Source organism: Arthrobacter sp. USHLN218, assembly GCF_037144715.1.
Lineage (GTDB): Bacteria > Actinomycetota > Actinomycetes > Actinomycetales > Micrococcaceae > Crystallibacter.
In genome coordinates, this window is sequence record NZ_JBBCYT010000003.1 from 176227 (window position 1) to 192679 (window position 16453).

Sequence of the window (16453 nt, forward strand, 5' to 3'; positions counted from 1 at the left end):
TTCAAAGCAATGGTCCCGACCGCCGGAAACGGGCAGAAACCACCGCTTTGGGTTGTTATATCCATTAGCTCCAATAGGACGTTTAGGGTCTATCCCGTCGAAATGGAGGCGGAAGGCAGGCAACGCCGGAGGTGCCTGCAGATCCGCTCAGCCGAACCCGTACAATCCGGGCGGCGGGCTGATAAGTGGGACTCACTCCGGGACGCCTGCCTGCGGCAGGTGCCTGCACCATGTCGGGGCGGATGCCTATCCCAACCCACTGGGAACCAGGAGGCCCCGATGGCGTTGTCGGAAGAAGAACGCAGGCTCCTTGAAGATCTGGAGCGGCACATGAGAGCGGATGATCCCGCTCTGGTGCGCGAACTCGAAACCGGCAAGGCCGGCACCCCTCCATTCCGCATCGCAGTGCTAAGCATTGGTTCCGCTGTAGTCGGACTGGTGCTTCTCCTCATCGGTCTAACGAGTCAGCTCCTTGTTATCAGCGTCCCGGGACTTCTGCTGCTGGCGGGAGGCCTCTACTGGCTTATGACTATCCCGCCCCTTCCGGACCAGGATTGAGACGACCTGAAAGGCGCTCCCTTGACTACGTTCAAAAGCGCCGTTATCGGCTGGTGTCAGCGGCGCATCAGTGGCCTTGAACGGACACTCCCTTCGCCCTCTACGTCCAGCAGCAGGCTGTGCGGCTTGAGGGCATTGGTTTTGCGGGAGCGCAGTGTCGTTGATGCCGGCAGGCGGGGGAGTCCGAGCTGGATCCAGACCCAGTCATCGGAGGGTCAGCAATTACCTTCGGCCATACCAGGAGGATGGCGGATCAATCTTGCAAAAATGTCGGTCCCCCAGCTCAGGGAAAAGTCAAGCTCCTAGTACGGGGAGTCTGCGTGCGTCGCACCAGGCTGCGGCGCGGGCATGACCTTCTGATATGTAGGTTGAAGCTGTCAAGTGTCATAGGTGAGCGGCTCCGGTTCTTTGGTTCCGGGGCCGCTCACTGTGCCGGGCCGGTGGTGGTGGCAGGTGGAGGCGAGTCATTGTTCGACAGGCATGGTCAGACTGAGATTCGCGGGTGTTAGCGCATGACAATTGTTCGGCCGGAGCGTCCTCGGTGTCTAAGGTCGAGCGTCGACGGGGTGATCCGCCTGCTCATAGAAGCGGTCCCTTGTCAGCTCCGTGTGCTTGCCCGTCACTTGCCGCCGGCCGCCGGAGGCACGACTTTAGGGGGTCAGACCGGAGTCACGGGCCCTCCCTGTTGCAGCGGTGCGGCCAGTGACCAGCACCAGCCGGCCAGTTCGCGGGCGATGGCTGTGTTGGCTTTGACCGGGATCTTTGCCCTGGCATCGAAGTGTTCCCACTTGCCGTGCAGCCGGTGGTTGCCTTCCAGGGCGCGAATCCTGGTGGCAGGTTCCACCAGGATGAATTGGCGCTGTAGCCGGATTCCGGGGCGGGAGTAGGGGCGGCGGTGTTGCCAGGCCGCCTCGACCAAGAGCTTGCGGGCGTAGGTGCTGCCGGCCTTGGTGATCGCTCCTTGGTGCCGGGTTTCGCCGGAGGAGTGCTCGCTGGGGACCAGTCCTAGGTAGGAGCCGATGGAGGAGCCGGTGAACCGGGTCCAGTCACCGATTTCGACCGCGAGTCCGAACCCGGTGGTGATTGAGATGCCGCGCAGGCACATCAGCGCGTTGATGACGTTCGTGTATGGGCAAGCGGCCGCGGCGGCCGTGACTTGTTTATCGACGCGTTTGAGCCGCGCGGCTAGGAGCTCGGCCTGCTCGATGTCGTTTTCGTAGGTGAACTGGAGTAGCGGGTCCTGGAAGTGCTGCCGGTGCAGCCACCTGTGGTGCTCCTGCGTCCATTTCGTGTCTTTCGGGTACCGCAGTCCGTGGCGCAGGAGGATGGCGTTCACGTGCTGGCGGGCGTGGGCGAGGTCGCGGGCGGCGCCGGCGCGCAGCCGGGAAAGATCCCGCAGCGCCTCGGTTTCCTCGTCCGGGACCCGCACTTCGGTGACGGAGCCGAGCGCGAGCATCTCGACCAGCAGCCGGGAATCCCGGCGGTCATTTTTCACCCGGTCGCCGGGGGCCCGCAGCAGCTTTGAGGAGGCCGCGACGACGCAGTCCACCCCGCCGGCCCGCAACGATCTGGCCAACACGTAACCGGTCGGCCCGGATTCGTAGACGGCTTTGACCGGCGGCGTGAAGCGGCGTGTCCATTCCAGGACCGCGACGGGATCCGATGCCATGGTCTCGCGCACGATCTCCCCCGTCTCCGGGATCAGGGCGCAGGCGACGATATTGGTGGCGTGAACATCCAGCCCGATGAAAGTATGCTCGATCATAGCCGGCACCTCCCAAGCCTCACGTGTGGCACTACCATTGCAGCCCCGACAGGCCCCCGAGGCCAAGGGGCCGGCCATGACTGCCCTCTGATACCGGACGCTGCCGGACCCAACCTGGCGCCGCAGAACCGACCCCGCGACAATGGCCGAACGATTGGGGCCGGGGAAGGACTCCGAAACGAGCTTCAGCTCATATTGTCTAATCAGGCGCCGATCCTGTTGCACTCCCGGTGCGCATTGAATCGTCGGACCTGCGCGCTGCATGGACGGGGAAGCATGTCAGGCCAGGAAGCGCAGGGGACGGGGCGTGAGGGTTGCCGCGAGGCGGGCGAGGCCCCAGGTGTGTCCGGCGCCGGTGGCGGCCAGGACCCACAGGGCTGCTGCGTAGATGACGTGTTCGTCGATGAGGGGGTTGTTGGCCAAGGGGAGGGAGGTGAGCCACATCAGGGCCATGATGCTAGTTCCGCCGGCCGCGGCCGCGTACAGGGCAACGCCCAAAACGAGGGCAGAACCAACGGCGAGCATGCCGAGCATGAATGCCACGTCGACCCAGCCTTGGCCGGCCAGGGCGGTGAAGGCCGGCGCGAGGACTCCGTCGAGGCTTCCCAGGTACCCGGCGGTCGGTGAGCCCCCGGTGATCCAGGCGCGTTCCGGCGCTGTCGCGAAGCCCAGGCCGAAGGTTTTGTCGGCGAACGCCCACAGGAACACCAGGCCGAGCAGGAGCCGCAGGACGGCCAGCGCCCGGCGGGCCGGAATGGGCGCGGGGCCAGGGGCCGGAGTCGTGCGCGGTTCCGGACGGATATCGAGAGCAGTCATGGGGGAAGGGTTCCTTTCGGGATGGGGTCAGGACTGTTTGCCCGCCCTTGGGAGAGAAGCGCGCGTCCTAGGAAGTCAGCGGGGAGTGCGGCCGGTGTGCCGGGTTGCCGGGCAGCTCCGCAAAAGGCACCTCACGCAGATCCAGTTACACAGTCACCCGGAAAAATAGATAGCTAAGCTGACCTAACTAAATACATTACGGCGCTCGTTTGCGTCCTCCAGCCAACGGAAAGCGGCCGGGCAGTGCGTGCACACGCTCAGGTTCCTGCTGATAGGTGGACAGCGGCCTGTCTGAGTCGGTCTTCGCTCGGGCTGGCGAGGCCGGCCGAGACGAGCTGCCTGCTGTGTTCGTGTCGGGGTCGGCCGAAGAAGGAGTCGGTGCCGGCGAGTTCAACCAGCGCGCCTTGGTAGAGCACGGCGACTCTGGTGCTCATGTACCGAATGACATTCATGTCGTGGGAGATCACGACCAGGGACAGCCCGCGGTCCTTGTGCAGGCGCAGCAGCAGGTCGAGGACGTTGCGTTGCGCCACTGAGTCCAGGGCGGACGTGGCCTCGTCACAGATCAGGACTTCGGGATCCATTAGGAGCGCACGGGCGATCGTAAGCCGCTGCAGCTGGCCGCCGGAGCATTGGCCCGGGTACTTCTCCAGCAGGATCGGGTCCAGGCCGACATCGTGCAGCGACTGCCGGATGCGTTCAGCGCGTTCCGATGATGTGTCGTCTTTGCGCTGCAGAAGCGGGGCTTCAAGGCTAGAGCGGATGGTCATGCGAGGGTCGAAAGCGTCGTACGGCTCTTGGAACACGATCTGCACCTTGGTACCCGGCGGCCGCGTGACGCTTCCGGTGTCCGGGGTTTCGAGGCCGACGGCGAGCCGGGCGAGGGTGCTCTTCCCGGAGCCGGATTGGCCGAGGACGCCGAGGATTTCGCCCTTGTGGACGGTGAGCGATGTGCGCTCGAGGGCGGGGCGGCTGCCGTGCTTCGCTTCCGCGTAGCGCTTTGTGACGCTGTCCAGCGCGAGGGCGGGGCGCCCCTGCGCCGTTGGGCGAAGCTTCGGAGTGGAAACCAGTGCCGAAGCAGTCAGAAGCTTCTTCGTGCAGGCCTTCTGGGGATTGCCGAGGACGTCTGCGGTAGGGCCCGCTTCCTCGATCCGTCCCGACTCCATAACGACGATTCGGTCGGCGTATGCGGCGACGGTGGCCAGATCGTGGGTGATATACAGGACGCCGAGTGCGTCCTGCCGCCGGCGCCGGTCTATCATGTCCAGAATCTGCCGCTCGAGGACCTTGTCCAGCGATGAGGTGGGCTCGTCGGCCAGCAGGAGCTCGGGCTGTCCGGCCAGGGCGGTGGCGATCATGGCACGCTGTGCCATGCCGCCCGAAAGCTGGTGCGGATAGGCCTTGGCCCGGCGGTCCGGTTCGTCCAGACCTGCCTCGGCGAGCAGTTCGATTGCGTGTTTCCTGGCTTCCTCGCCGCGTAGGCCGCGATGGATCCGCAGCGTTTCCTCCAGGTGGCTGGCAACCCGCCGGCGCGGGTTGAACATGCGTTTGGGCTGCTGGAAGAGCATGCCGATTCTGCCGCCGCGCACGCGGTTGAGCTCGGCTTCGCTGGCCCTGTCGAGGTCCATTCCGCCCAGCCGGATCGATCCTGATGCCATCCGGACGTCCGGCGGAAGCAGCCCGAGCACGGACATCGCCGTCAATGTCTTACCGCTTCCGGACGCGCCCACCAGGGCGACAAATTCCCCCGGTGCGACGGACAGGTTGACACCGGAGAGGATGGGCCGGCCTTTCGGCCCGTTTGTCGGCCGCATCCTTCCGCGTCCCGTGGTGGACGGAGGCATGTGCGTTAGGCGCAGTTCGTCTATGACCAGGCCGTTAGGCATTCCGGACCTTCCCTGCACGAGCGTTGAGGACGAGCGGGCTTCCGGTCCTGCGGGCGACGTGCTGGCCGATGAGAGTGACGCAGAGCGCGACGACGAAGATGGCCAGTCCCGGGGCCAGGATCGTCACCGGGGAACGCAGGGCGAAGGGCTGCGCGGCTGCCAGCATCGACCCCCAGTCCGACTGTGGGGGCTGCACACCGAGCCCGAGGTACGAGAGGGCCCCGACGTTGATCAGCAACTGCCCGAACCTGAGGGTGGCCTGGCCTAACAGGGGCCCGGCCAGATGCGGCAGGATATGGCGGCGGACAACGAACGCGGGCGGGCAGCCGGTCACTCGTGCCGCTTCAATGAACCCTCGCGTGGAGATGTCGTAAGTCAGGGCCCGGGCCAGGCGCGCGAACGGTGTCCACCCGACCAGGGTCAGGGCCAGCAGCAGCGCCGGGTAGCCGCTGCCCAGCAGAGCGACCAGGAACAGCGCCACCACCATTTCCGGCAGTGACAGGACGACGTCGTTGGTACGGGTCAGGAATTCGTCGAGCCAGCCCTTGCGGCGCGCACTGACGACGCCGATGAAGGTGCCGACCACCCCGGTCAGCACTGTAGCCAGCGCCGCTATGGTCAGGGAAAACGCGCCGCCCTCCAGCAGGCGGCTCAGCGTGTCCCGGCCCAAGTGGTCCGTGCCCAGCCAGTGGTCCGCGCCGGGGGCGGCCAGCCGGGCGGCAAGGTCCTGTTCCGCAGGAGGATAGGGGCTGATCCAGGGGGAGAGGACGACCGCCACGACGACTAAGGAGACGATTGATGCGGCGGCGACGACGTGGGCGGGGCGGTTACGCATGATGGCCCCTGAGCCGCGGGTTGAGGATCCTGTGCACGAGGTCGGCCGCCGTGGTCAGGGCGACGGCGAGGCCCACCACGACGACGACTCCTCCCTGTGCCAGGGGGATGTCGCTGTTGAGCACGGAGTCGTAGAGCAGGCGGCCCATGCCCGGGATCGCGAAGATGACTTCCACGATGACCGATCCGCCGAGCAGGCCGGCGAACCACACGGCCACCATGGTGGTCAGTGGCAGCAACCCGTTCGGGACGACGTGTTTCAGCACTGTCTGCCGCAGGTCCAGGCCGCGGCTTCGGGCAGCGATGACGTGCTGGGATCCGAGGGCATCGAGCACTCCTTCCCGGACTGCCGAGGTGAAGTGGCTGGTTGGGCGCAGGGCAAGCACGGCGGCGGGGAGGACGGCGGAAGCAGGCCCGGTCCATCCGGCGGACGGCAGCACGGAGAGCTTCAGGGCGAAGACCAGCACGAGCATGGGCGCGAGCCAGTATTCGGGGATAGCAATGAACCCCTGGGTCACGGTAGTGATGACCCGGTCGGCGGCCTGTCCTTCCTGCAGGGCGGCGATGGTGCCGAGCAGGATGGAGAGGAGGATGGCGCTGCCCAGGGCAACGATGACGAGGCTTAGTGTGACCCACAATGCAGGGAGGACCTGCTCCGCTACCGGTGTCCGGCTGGTGTAGGACAGTCCCATGTCGCCTCCGGCGAACCTGGTCAGCCAGCGCAGGTACTGTACCCACAGCGGGTCGCCGATCCCCAGCTGAACGGTCAGTGCCTGGACCGCCGACTCGTCCACAACCTCCCCGGCAACGCGGGAACGGATGATTTTCCGGGCAGCGTCACCGGGGGTGACGTAGGGGATCAGGAAGACCAGGAAAGATGCCAGCAGCACGGAGGCCCCCAGTGCCAAGGTCCTCCGGGCCAGGAAAGCCGTCATCTCGGATACGGCTTCGAGCCGCAGCCAGCGGGGGCAGTCACGAACCGCTCTTCGCCGTCTCGGCCCGGAGCACGTACCTGGCCAGTGGATCCTGGGTGTGGGCCTGCAGGTCGGTGCGGACGGCGTCGATGGCCTGCTCGTTCACCAGCCAGATGTTCACAGCCTGCTCCTGCAGGATCTTCCCGGCCTCGGCGTACAGCCGGTAGCGTTCCTGGGCATCGGCGGTCTGTGCCGCCTTCGCGATGATCCTGTCGTAGTCCTTGTCGCAGAAGTGGCTGAGGTTGTAGCCGCCGGCGCAGGTGTAGTCGGCGGTGAGGAACCCGACCGGGTCGGCGATGTCGATCAGGCGGTTGCGCTGGCTGAGCACCATGTCGTAGTTGCCCTCGAGCAGGTCCGGTTCCACCGCGGCGTACTCCGCGGTCCGGATTTTCACCGGGACGCCGACGGCCTTGAGGTTCTCCTGGATGACGGTGGCAACGTCGGCGAACTCGGCGCGCTCGACGATCGCGATGATCTCCAGCGGCCGCTCCGCGGTGTACCCGGCAGCGGAGAGCAGCTTGCGGGCCGCGTCCAGGTTCTGCTGCGGGGCTGCTGCGTCCGCGATGGCCCAGGGTTCGGAGGGGGCGAAGGGGCCGCTGGACGGAACGGCAGCGCCTTCGTAGACGCTGCCGGCCAGGGCGTCGAGGTCGAGCGCGGAGCGTATGGCCTGGCGGAAGTTCACGTCGTCGAAAGGTTTCCTGCCGTTGTTCATGTACAGGGTCGCCGTTCTGGGCGAATCAGCCTTCAGGACCTTGACGCTCTTGTCTGCTTCGAGTGTGGAGAGACTGGAGACCGGGATGGAGAGGGAGACATCGGCTTCGCCCGTCTGGACCTGGGCGGCGCGCGCGGCCCCGTCCGTGATGAAGCGGACTTCCGCGCCGGCAAGCTGTACTTCTCCGCCCCAGTAGTCCTCGTTCCGCTCCAGCGTCAGGGACTGCTTCGCCTTCTCGGAGACCGGCGTAAAGGGCCCGGTGCAGTGCCCGAAGGGGTCCACTGTTGCGCCCTCGAACGCCGCCGGAGCGAGCACCCCGGTGTTCACGCTCGCGAGGCGGTAGGGAACCAGCGGGCTCGGGGACGGAGTGGTGACGCGGACGGTGTCTTCGTCGACCACCTTCACGCCACTGACGACGTCAGGGTTGAACGCCCGGGCCGGAACCTCGGCATCGAGGACCTGCTGTAGGGATGTCACGACCGCCTTCGGGGTGAGCTCGGTGCCGTCCTGGAACGTCACGCCGTCGCGGAGGGTGAAGTCCCACTCGAGGTCGGACACCTGCTTCCACTCGGTGGCCAGCGAGGGGACAACCTTGCCTTCGGCCTCGTCGTACCGGGTGAGCGTCTCGAGACATCCGGACAGCGAAAGGATGTAGGCGGCATCGCTCTCCAGCGCCCAGTCGGCGACCGGGGCGCGGAAATTGTCCACGACGATCGTCTGGTTGAGGTCGGCACCCTGAGCGTCCCCTCCTTCCGACCCGCTGAAACCACAGCCCGAAAGTGCCAGGAGTGCCGCGAGTCCCAGGGACACGGACGATGGGAGCGAAACGCGCACGAAACCACCTAGATGCGAGGCCTGCAGGGAGCCTGCAAGCGAGGGGAGGGCCGGACGGCCTTGCAGAAGCTTAGGGAAGCCTTACCTCAACGGTCCAGTCGTCGCAGCCCGACACGTCACAATTGGCAGTTTCGATGCGACGGTGGCTGTCCCGGGCTGGCGGCGAAAGCGTCTTGACCTCGGACTTCCCCGTTCAGGGCGGCGCGCCTTCCGGAACCGGCAGGGTCGGCGGCGCGTCATATTGCGCATGCCGCCGCTTCGCGCGATGTTCGTTCAGATTCCCAAGGCCGCGTTGACGTCGTCGAGTGTCCGGGCGGACAGGTACTCGTAGTGCGGTATCTCCGGGTCGTAGCCACGGTTCAGGAACACTTTGTCGTGAATGCCCAGGTCGAAAGCCGGCATGATGTCGTAGCGCTGATGCGCGGAGATATGCAGGAAATCGGCGGGTGAGGCGTCGAGGGTATCGAACATGTACTCGAAGGCCTGCGCCCGGGGTTTGTAGGCGCCCGCCTGCTCTGCGCTGAGTACGGCGTGGAAGCGGCCGCCGAGCTTTGGCACACTGGCGGCCAGATGGCGGTCGTCGGCATTGGACAGAATAACCAGCGGGAAGTGCTCTGCCATCTTCGCCAGCGGAGCCGGGACGTCGGCGTGCGGACCCCAGCCAAGCACCGCGCTCGTAATGGCTTTGATCGCTGCCGTTTCGGCTTCCAGCCCAAACTTCCCGCAGGTCCTGCGGTAGGAGGCCTCGAGGACCTCGTCGTAGGGCGCATACTGCAGGATCTCGTCGAACCGGTACATGCGGAACAGCGCAAAGAACCGGTCCAGTTCCGCGGGGGAGAGACGGTCGATAAGGAAAGGCTCAACAGCCTCCCGCATTTGGAAATGGATCAAGGTGCCGTAGCAATCGAACGAGATGTACTTCGGCCTGAAACGAACCTCTGGCATGCTTCCTCCCTTTCCCTCGGCCCTGTGGAAGACCGCTGAAGCCAAGGATCCATTCAACCCCGCACTTCAGCCGTTCCACTACGGACGCGCCGGATCACCGTTTTGAGGCAGCATCTGGAGGCGGTTGCCGAACGCGGCATCGATCGTGTGCTTGCAGTGTTCGATGCGGGTGCCGCGTGGTACGGGATCAACGGTTCTAAGGGCTGCAGCGCGGTCAACGCAGGCGCCGAGGCCGAGCCTGAGGCGGGTGGCCACCTCGTTTTTCCCGAAGTTACGAGCCAGAAAGCCTGGATGCTGGACCTGTTCACCCGGCTCTGCACGGAAGCAGGTAGTGCAGATCCGGCGGCGGGTCGAACAATGATGCTGCTCCTCGAGGGGGCGCTCGTTACTCTCGGCATGAGTACCTTCGCCGACCCAATAGAAGAAGCCAGGGCCGCGGCACAAGCGATGCTCGCCGCCAGCCTAAAGAACAGCCGCTTAAGACACCGCCAGAGGCGACGTAAGCGCCGATATCGGCGAACAACGGCTAGCAACCTGCCGCCCGCGCCAGCGGCTACAGTGCGACGGCGCCGTGAGCCTGTGTATACAGTCCGTTAGCGGTGCGTTGACCACAAGCCGCTCGGGGGACACAATCGCAGTGTGGAGGCTGACGCGATGCAGCAGGCGGTTCGGGCCGCGGTGCTCAGAGGTCGGGCCAGGCGAACCCCGCATGTTTCCCGCAGGAACTTTGATGGGTCGGCCGGCGTGGAGCAAGAGGCCCTCGATGGTCTCCCGCCACGCACCAGTTCTGAATGAACACGGAACCGGTGCGCGGTTGCCGCTCACCGGCACTGGCCCCGACAACTAGTGCCGGTGGCGGTTCCGGACGTGGAAGGGGAGGTCGTCCATCATGGCGGAGACCAAAGTCAGTCACCTTAGCGTTGAAAAGCGTGCTGCGGAAGGCAAGGAATGCCGGAAGAAGACGCCTGTGAACAGCCACGGGGGCTGGGTTCCTGCTCCCGATCGCCCGGACCCAGTCGCGCTCCTGGAGGAACAGAACCTCACCCGGGAACCGGACCTCGTACCGGTGCGCCATGGACGGATGCTGGTCTCGCCATTCACGTTTTATCGCGGCGCGGCCAAAGTCATGGCCGCTGACTTGAAGGATACGCCGCGGGCCGGCCTGGTTTCCCAGCTGTGCGGTGACGCCCACCTGTCCAACTTTGGGAGTTTCGCTTCCCCGGAGCGAACATTATTGTTCGACCTGAATGACTTCGATGAGACACTCCCGGGCCCGTTCGAGTACGACGTCAAACGCATGTGCGCCAGTTTCACCGTCGCCGCACGGAACAACGCGTTCAGCAAGGAAGACACGCGGGATGTCACAGTGACCGCGGTTCGGTCCTACCGTGAAGCGATGGCCCGCTTCGCGGAAATGGGAACCCTGGACGTCTGGTACGCCCGGATGTCCGAAGCCCAGATGCTGCAAGCCATCGGACTGGACGTGGCAAGCCAAAAGGGCGAAGCCCTCAAGAAGACGGCACGGGGAATGGAAAAGACGGCGCGCCAAGCGGTCGCCAAGGCCCACACCCGCGACAACCTGCAGGCACTCTCCAAGCTCGCCGAGCTCGACGGCGGACGGTACAGGATCGTCAGCCAGCCGCCAATCGTCATCCCCGCCCGGGAGCTGGTCGAAACCTTCGCCATGTCTGCCGACGAGCTTCAGCACGTGATCCGGGGACTACTTCGTTCCTACCGGGCCACGCTGTCGGACGACCGGCGCCACCTGCTCGAGCGCTTCGAAGTCATCGACGTCGCCCGTAAGGTAGTTGGCGTCGGAAGTGTCGGCACCCGGGCGTTCATCGCCTTGCTCCAAGGGCGCGATCAAAACGATCCGTTGTTCCTGCAGGTCAAGGAGGCCACGAGATCAGTGCTCGAGGACCACTTGCCGAAGAGCCGGTTCAAGCAGCCCGGTGAGCGCGTGGTGCAGGGACAGCGGATGATGCAGGCCTCAAGCGACATCTTCCTCGGGTGGACCAAGGGCCTAGAAGAAAACCGGTACATGTACTGGCGGCAACTGCGCGACATGAAGGGCTCAGCCGTCCTGGAAGAGATGAAACCGCTCGGCATGAACTTCTATGCACAGATGTGCGGATGGACACTGGCACGAGCACACGCCAGGTCGGGCGACCCGATCGGGATCGCCGCCTATCTCGGCAAGAGCGACAAATTCGACTTGTCGATCACCGACTTTTCCGAGCGCTACGCCGATCAGAACGAACAGGACTACCAGGCCTTCGCCAGCGCCGTTCGTTCCGGCCGGCTAGAAGCAACCGACGCCGTGTAGCCCCTTCAATCATGGGGTTCCGCGAACCAACACGATGCGATTAGGCCGGAAAAGCCCTTGCACAGTAGGGGACGTAGGGTCGGATTCCTTCCTCAGTACGTTCAGGGACTTCCCAGCAGACATGGCGGTCCTGCACATGTACCGCTTCTACCGTTGAAACACCTCTAAGGTGCGAGTGATGACGGCACCGGCCGGCAGGAGAACTCCCTCGTCTCCTGGACCGGCCGGTGCCACCTCGTTTAAGCAGTTGCCGCACGGACGGTGAGTTCTCCAGTGCGCGGTAGACATCGCCGTGCTCGTCGATGGTGGTGCCGGCCATGTCGCAGACTACGAGTTGGATCATGGTTCCTCCTATGCGGTGAGGGAAGTAATGCTGGCTGGCAGGCGCACGAGAGCGGCGCGCTGTTCGTTGATGATTTCGATCGTGAAGGTGGCCAGTGCCGGCAGATAGCGGTTGCGAGCGTCAGTGGTCGACGGGATCACGAACGATGGGGCAGGTCATGCAGTGGCCGCCGCCGCGGCCGCGGCCGAGTTCGGCGCCGACGATGGTGATGACTTCTACGCCGGCCTTGCGCAGCAGTGCGTTGGTCTGCGTGTTGCGGTCGTAGGTGAAGACGACGCCGGGTTCGGCGGCTACAGCGTTGTTGCCGCTGTCCCATTGCTGGCGTTCGGAGGCGTAGACGTCGCCGCCGGTCTCCACGATCCTCAGGTGCCGGAAGTTCAGCGCCCGGGCAACGACGTCGACAAAGGCGTCCGTCTCGTCGGTCACCTCGATGCCGGGGGCCTTGTCGCCCGGCCGCAGCGTGAAGGCGTGGATGCCGTTGACGATGTTGGGGAAGATCGTGACCAGGTCCCGGTCGGCGAAGGTGAAGACGGTGTCCAGGTGCATCGCGGCGCGCAGCTTGGGCATGCCGGCGACGATGACCTGTTCCGCCCCGCCGGCGCCGAACAGGGCCGACGCCAGCTGGGTGATGCCCTGCCGCGAGGTGCGTTCGCTCATGCCGATCAGGACTGCGCCGTTGCCGATGGGCATCACGTCGCCGCCTTCGATGGTGGCCTGGCCCCAGTGGTGTTCCGGGTCGCCCCACCACACCTTGGCGCCGGCGAAGACGGGATGGAAGGTGTAGATGGCCTTCATCAGCAGCGTTTCGTCGTGCCGGGCCGGCCAGTAGAGCGGGTTGAGCGTGACGCCGCCGTAGATCCAGCAGGTGGTGTCCCGGGTGTAGAGGGTGTTGGGCAGCGGGGGCAGCAGGTACTCGCGGATGCCGGTCTGTTCCCGGGCGAGGGCGAGGTAGCCGGAGCGGAACTCCTCGGGGAGGTCCGCCGTCGACAGTCCGCCGATCAGGTACTCTGCCAGCTCGCGCGGCTGCAGGGTTTCCAGGTACGCGCGAGTGTCCTCGACCAGGCCGAGCCCGACCTCGTTCGGCACGATGACGCGGTCCAGCAGCCAGCCGCGTGCCTCGGGCTGGCCCATGGTCTCGGCGAGGACGTTGTGCAGTTCGAGCACCTCGGTCCCGCGTTCGCGCATCTTGGCGATGAAGTCGAAGTGGTCGCGCTGGGCGTTCTGCACCCACAGGACGTCATCGAAGAGCAGGTCGTCGCTGTTGCTGGGGGTGAGCCGCTTGTGGGCCAGGCCCGGTGCACAGACCAGCACCTTGCGCAGCTTGCCGACCTCCGAGTGCACGCCGAAGGCGTCAGATGAGGCGTTCATGGGTGGACCTTCCGCTAGATGCTGACGAAACCGGTGACGAGTCCGACGACGCAGAGCACGGCGCCGATGAGGACGATGATGAACACGGCCAGGCCGGGCGCGGTGAACAAGCGCTGCCGCTGTTCCCGGCGGGCGACGAGGTACAGCAGCGTGGCGGGGGCGAGCAGCAGACAGGCCAGCAGGAGGAACTGCGGCCCGGCCGCGAAGATCAGGAAGAGCGTGTAGGCCACGGCCAGTGCCGCGACGATCAGTTCGCGGGTGTGCGTGGAGCGTGCGACGCCGGTGTAGCCGTCCCGGGTAAGCGCAATCTTCAGGGCGTAGCCGGCCGCCAGGGCGAACGGCATGAGGGCCAGCGCGGCGGTGAGGTCGAGCATGAAGTCGAGTGCCCCCTCGGCGATGAACACCACGACCAGCAGCAGCTGGATGAACAGGGTCGAGGTGAGCAGTGCGTTGCCCGGGACGCCCTTCGCCGTCCACTTGGAGAGGAAGGCCGGCATGTCCTTGTCGCTGGCCGCCGCGTAGAGCACCTCCGCGGCCATCAGGCTCCAGGCCAGGAAGGCGCCGAGGACAGAGACGATGAGTCCGGCGCTGATGAACCAGGCGCCCCAGGGGCCGACGGCGGCCTCCAGGACGCTGCCCACCGAGGGCTGCCGGAGGTTCGCCAGCTCCGCCTGCGGCAGGATGCCGTAGGAAATGATGGAGACCGTTGCGAACAGGGCGAGCACCGAGAGGAAGCCGAGTACGGTGGCCCGGCCGACATCCTCGCGCTTCTTGGCGTACCGCGAGTACACGCTGGCGCCCTCGATGCCGAGGAACACGAAGACCGTGACGAGCATCGTGCCCTGGACCTGCCCGAACAGGCTCTCGCCGCCGATGTCGTAGCCGCCGGTCAGGTTGGCGATGAACACGTCCGGGTTGAGCGCGAAGATGGTCACGACGACGAAGAGCAGGAGCGGCAGGATCTTCGCGGCGGTGACGATCGCGTTGATGCCCGCAGCCTCCTTCACCCCGCGCATGATGAGCAGGTAGAACCCCCAGACGAACACCGAGGAGACGAGCACGGCCCAGATGGTGTCGCCGTCGCCGAAGGCCGGGACCAGCGGCTTGAGCGTAGAGGTGATCAGCACCCAGTAGAAGGTGTTGCCCGCGCAGGCGCTCGCCCAGAAGCCCACCGCCGAGAGGAAGCCGGGGTAGATGCCGAACCCGGTCCGCGCGTAGACGTACACCCCGTTATCGAGGTTCGGCTTGCGCACGGCGAGGCTCTGGAAGACGAAGGCGAGCATGAGCATCCCGGTCCCCGCGATGGCCCAGGCGATCAGCGCCCCGTAGACGCCGGTCTGGCTGGCGAACCGCTGGGGGAGGGTGAACACGCCTGCCCCCACCATCGAGCCGACGACCATCGCGGTCAGTGCCGGAACGCTGAGCTTGGCCGGGGCGTTCTGGGCCACTTCCGTAGACATTGCTGGTTCACTCCTTCTCTGCGCCGCGGGGTTGTTCTGGATCCGTACTACGGTGCGGCTGCAGTACGGCAATGGGTGATCTGCTGCGCCATCCTGAAAGGCGTTCATGCATTTGCGAGGGGACGGGTTTAGGTTCAGGCATACCTCCGGCCCGGAAAGCAGGCATCACACGGAAAGGGTTATTTTCTGCCCGGCCCGCCCATGCGCCGGCTGGTGGAATGCGGAGGACGCCGAAAGGCAGCATTCGGGTGAAACTGGAGCTGAACCTGGCGCGTTGCAATTGTGACTTCGGTTTTCGCAGCCGTGCCTGGATGCTGTCGACATGGGCAGCCGTTTTGCGGACGGGCGGGTTTGGCGTTCCTGGAGTCCACGGGATTTTCCTGCTGAGCAGCGGTCGTGAGATGTCGCGGTGGGGACCGGCTACTGCGACAGCATGCCCGTAGAGGATCACGAACGATTCCATGAGCGGACCATGGGAATGGAAACTACGTGCCTGACTCAGACAAACGCTTAGGGACGTTGGCCTTAATGCTCGCGTGGGACAGACTGGGGACCGTGGACCCGACCATTCATCTCGGACAGTTACCTGTCTCCGACGTTTACCGCCGCTTCGCGGAGGGTGAGGCGCGCGGTGTTTCGGTCGTTTATGAGGCCTGGGCCCGGGAGGTCAGCAAAGATGAGCCGGTCCAGGCCCTGTTGGAAGTCCTGCCGGCCCGCAAGCGACAGCCGAATCTGGTCTTCGCGGCGGCCCGCTGGCACGGCGCGGGCACCTCCTATGAATCTCTCCGCACCACACTGCTGGAGCGGTGGCCACAGGTCTGCCACACAATTCTCACCCGGGCAACCCAGACTAATGAGGCGGGAAGATGCGCTGTCATCCTGCCTCTCCTGGCCACGCTGCCCCAGCCGCTGGCACTAATCGAGGTCGGAGCATCCGCCGGTCTATGTCTGCTGCCGGATCGCTACTCCTACCGCTACGACAACGGCACCTCTCTCGACCCTGCCGACGGCCCCTCGCCGGTCGTTATCCCCTGTCACCTCGGGGTCGGCCTCCCAACCCCGGCCATGCCAGAGATCGCCTGGCGGGCCGGCATCGATCTGGCCCCGGTGGACGTTTCCAACCCGGACGCGTGCCGATGGCTGGAAACCCTGGTGTGGCCAGGGCAGGAAGACCGGCGTGCACGCCTGGAGGCTGCTCTAAGGCTGGCCCGTCAAAATCCGCCGCAGGTAGTGAAGGGTGACTTGAACGAAGTGCTGCCCGAGCTGGCGGCTCAAGCCCCCTCCGAGGCGACTCTCGTCGTATTCCATACCGCAGTCCTGGCCTACCTCGAACGGGAGGCGCGGTCCCGCTTCATCGAACTCGTCACCGGGCTGCCCGGTCACTGGATTAGCAATGAAGGGCAGACTGTCGTTGACCTGCCCCGGCCATTCTCCCTGTCAGCGCCTGACGACGGACGTTTCCTGATGGCCCTCGACGGCGTTCCCCGCGCCCTGACAGACCCGCACGGACGCTCGGTGATCAGTCTCAGCACTTCCCAAGACCAGACGCAATCCGATGATCAATTGGCATCCCCTCAACGGCCGCCAGCTGGTGGTCGCCGATGAGGTCTTGCTTGATGTGGGCGGGGACCT

At 65.4% G+C, this 16453-nt stretch carries 12 protein-coding genes; 3 read left to right on the plus strand and 9 right to left on the minus strand.

The window, feature by feature from the left end:
* The first annotated feature begins 279 nt into the window (after positions 1–279).
* Positions 280–558, plus strand: coding sequence for a DUF3040 domain-containing protein (locus tag WFH44_RS08115; protein WP_336713160.1), 279 nt, complete (start codon positions 280–282; stop codon positions 556–558).
* Between the two features lie 658 nt (positions 559–1216).
* On the opposite strand, the gene WFH44_RS08120 is transcribed toward WFH44_RS08115, so the two are convergent.
* From WFH44_RS08120 to WFH44_RS08150, 7 genes are all read right to left on the minus strand, one after another.
* Positions 1217–2323, minus strand: a complete 1107-nt coding sequence (locus WFH44_RS08120) for an IS110 family transposase (RefSeq protein WP_336713162.1) — start codon at positions 2321–2323, stop codon at positions 1217–1219.
* 279 nt (positions 2324–2602) lie between these two features.
* Positions 2603–3139, minus strand: a complete 537-nt coding sequence (locus WFH44_RS08125) for a hypothetical protein (protein ID WP_336713164.1) — start codon at positions 3137–3139, stop codon at positions 2603–2605.
* Between the two features lie 257 nt (positions 3140–3396).
* The gene (locus WFH44_RS08130; protein WP_336713166.1) at positions 3397–4953 is read right to left on the minus strand and encodes an ABC transporter ATP-binding protein; all 1557 of its coding nucleotides are present in this window, start codon (positions 4951–4953) and stop codon (positions 3397–3399) included.
* A 64-nt stretch (positions 4954–5017) separates the two neighbouring features.
* Positions 5018–5860, minus strand: a complete 843-nt coding sequence (locus WFH44_RS08135; protein ID WP_336713168.1) for an ABC transporter permease — start codon at positions 5858–5860, stop codon at positions 5018–5020.
* On the minus strand, positions 5853–6794 hold the full coding sequence (locus WFH44_RS08140; protein WP_336713170.1) for an ABC transporter permease: 942 nt from the start codon (positions 6792–6794) through the stop codon (positions 5853–5855). Before WFH44_RS08140 ends, WFH44_RS08135 begins: the two co-directional genes overlap by 8 nt.
* A gap of 37 nt (positions 6795–6831) precedes the next feature.
* Positions 6832–8379 carry an ABC transporter substrate-binding protein gene (locus WFH44_RS08145; RefSeq protein WP_336713172.1) on the minus strand — a complete coding sequence of 516 codons (1548 nt, stop codon included), beginning with the start codon at positions 8377–8379 and terminating at the stop codon, positions 6832–6834.
* Positions 8380–8652: 273 nt separating this feature from the next.
* Entirely contained in the window at positions 8653–9324 is a 672-nt protein-coding gene (locus WFH44_RS08150; RefSeq protein ID WP_336713174.1) for a haloacid dehalogenase type II, read from the minus strand.
* 889 nt (positions 9325–10213) lie between these two features.
* Between WFH44_RS08150 and WFH44_RS08155 the strand changes: the two genes are divergently transcribed.
* Entirely contained in the window at positions 10214–11650 is a 1437-nt protein-coding gene (locus WFH44_RS08155; RefSeq protein WP_336713176.1) for a DUF2252 domain-containing protein, read from the plus strand.
* Between the two features lie 463 nt (positions 11651–12113).
* Here the strand turns inward: WFH44_RS08155 and WFH44_RS08160 are convergent, their stop codons facing one another.
* Together WFH44_RS08160 and WFH44_RS08165 are read right to left on the minus strand one after the other, a co-directional pair.
* Positions 12114–13361, minus strand: a complete 1248-nt coding sequence (locus WFH44_RS08160; RefSeq protein WP_336713178.1) for an arginine deiminase — start codon at positions 13359–13361, stop codon at positions 12114–12116.
* A 14-nt stretch (positions 13362–13375) separates the two neighbouring features.
* Entirely contained in the window at positions 13376–14821 is a 1446-nt protein-coding gene (locus WFH44_RS08165; protein WP_336713181.1) for a basic amino acid/polyamine antiporter, read from the minus strand.
* A gap of 555 nt (positions 14822–15376) precedes the next feature.
* Here WFH44_RS08165 and WFH44_RS08170 point away from each other — a divergent pair.
* Positions 15377–16426 carry a DUF2332 domain-containing protein gene (locus WFH44_RS08170; protein ID WP_336713183.1) on the plus strand — a complete coding sequence of 350 codons (1050 nt, stop codon included), beginning with the start codon at positions 15377–15379 and terminating at the stop codon, positions 16424–16426.
* Positions 16427–16453: the final 27 nt, after the last annotated feature.

What these genes read in the sequence shown, in the direction of transcription:
- WFH44_RS08115 (WP_336713160.1), top strand. Translation starts at nt 280, where the DNA reads ATGGCGTTGTCGGAAGAAGAACGCAGGCTCCTTGAAGATCTGGAGCGG.
- WFH44_RS08120 (WP_336713162.1), bottom strand. Translation starts at nt 2,323, where the DNA reads ATGATCGAGCATACTTTCATCGGGCTGGATGTTCACGCCACCAATATC.
- WFH44_RS08125 (WP_336713164.1), bottom strand. Translation starts at nt 3,139, where the DNA reads ATGACTGCTCTCGATATCCGTCCGGAACCGCGCACGACTCCGGCCCCT.
- WFH44_RS08130 (WP_336713166.1), bottom strand. Translation starts at nt 4,953, where the DNA reads ATGCGGCCGACAAACGGGCCGAAAGGCCGGCCCATCCTCTCCGGTGTC.
- WFH44_RS08135 (WP_336713168.1), bottom strand. Translation starts at nt 5,860, where the DNA reads ATGCGTAACCGCCCCGCCCACGTCGTCGCCGCCGCATCAATCGTCTCC.
- WFH44_RS08140 (WP_336713170.1), bottom strand. Translation starts at nt 6,794, where the DNA reads ATGACGGCTTTCCTGGCCCGGAGGACCTTGGCACTGGGGGCCTCCGTG.
- WFH44_RS08150 (WP_336713174.1), bottom strand. Translation starts at nt 9,324, where the DNA reads ATGCCAGAGGTTCGTTTCAGGCCGAAGTACATCTCGTTCGATTGCTAC.
- WFH44_RS08155 (WP_336713176.1), top strand. Translation starts at nt 10,214, where the DNA reads ATGGCGGAGACCAAAGTCAGTCACCTTAGCGTTGAAAAGCGTGCTGCG.
- WFH44_RS08160 (WP_336713178.1), bottom strand. Translation starts at nt 13,361, where the DNA reads ATGAACGCCTCATCTGACGCCTTCGGCGTGCACTCGGAGGTCGGCAAG.
- WFH44_RS08165 (WP_336713181.1), bottom strand. Translation starts at nt 14,821, where the DNA reads ATGTCTACGGAAGTGGCCCAGAACGCCCCGGCCAAGCTCAGCGTTCCG.